Here is a 1061-nt window from a genome sequence, read left to right on the forward strand (position 1 = left end):
GCCACCGTCCTCGTCGACGACTTCGAACGGGCCGCGCGGCAGGCGATGTACGGCCCCCGGCACGGGTTCGACGTGCCGCAGATGCTGCGCCGCGCCGACCGCTGGGACTACAGCCTGGTCGCGGGGCGGCACGCGGAGCGGGCGTGGGAGCGGGCGTACCCGTGCGACTTCACCTCGCTGCGCACCGGCAGCCCGCGCAACGACGTGCTGTTCGGCGCCGGTCCGGAACGGGGCGGGGAGGTGCGCGAGCGGCTCGGCATCCCCGCCGACCACACGGCCGTGCTCTACGCCCCGACCCGGCGCGACTACCGGCGGGGCGGCCATGTCGACCGGTTCGACCCGGCCCGGTTCGCCGCTGACCTGGGCCCCGGGCACACGCTGGTCGTCCGGCTGCACCCGTCCCTGGCGGTGGGGATCGCGCGGGGTCTGGGCCTGTCCGACCTGCACCGGCGGGGCGTGCTGGTGGACGCGACCGACGAGCCGCACGTCGAGGACGTGATGCTCGCCTGCGACGTGCTGGTCACCGACTACTCCGCCCTGATGTTCGACTACGCCCTGCTGGACCGGCCGATCGTCGTCCACGCCGACGACTGGGGGGCGTTCACGGCGAGCCGGGGCGCCTACTTCGACGTCACGGCCGACGCTCCGGGCCATGTGTCGCGCTCGTACCGGGAGCTGGCCAGGCTGTTCGCGTCCGGCACCTGGCAGGACGCGGAGGCGGCGCGGCTGCGGACCGGCTTCCGGGAACGGTACTGCGAGTTCGAGGACGGCCGGGCCGCCGAGCGGGTCGTCCGGTTGCTGATGCTGGGCGAGCGGGGCGGTGCGCTGCTGCCCGCGGCCCGCCGGACCGAGGGTGTCCGCACCCGCTCCGAGGCGCTGATCGAGGGATGAGAACCCCCGCAACCCCCGAGGCCGTTCCCTCCCTGCCGGGTCAGCGGGCCTCCTCGGCCCGGGCCCCGGCGGTCGCCGAGTCGCGGTGGCCGGTGCACCGGTGGCATGCCGCCCTGGTCGCCGTGCCCACCGCGGCCCTGTTCGTGCTGGGCTACCGGCGGCGCTGGATC

1 protein-coding gene is annotated in these 1061 nt (G+C 75.7%); it reads left to right on the top strand.

Annotation, left to right across the window (positions count from 1 at the left end):
- On the top strand, positions 1-891 hold an 891-nt coding region (locus ABZ281_RS50375), incomplete at its 5' end, for a CDP-glycerol glycerophosphotransferase family protein (RefSeq protein ID WP_356665654.1).
- Between the last annotated feature and the right edge of the window lie 170 nt (positions 892-1061).

Origin of the sequence: Streptomyces sp. NPDC006265 (assembly GCF_040613555.1) — a bacterium.
In the GTDB taxonomy this organism is placed as follows: Bacteria; Actinomycetota; Actinomycetes; order Streptomycetales; family Streptomycetaceae; genus Streptomyces.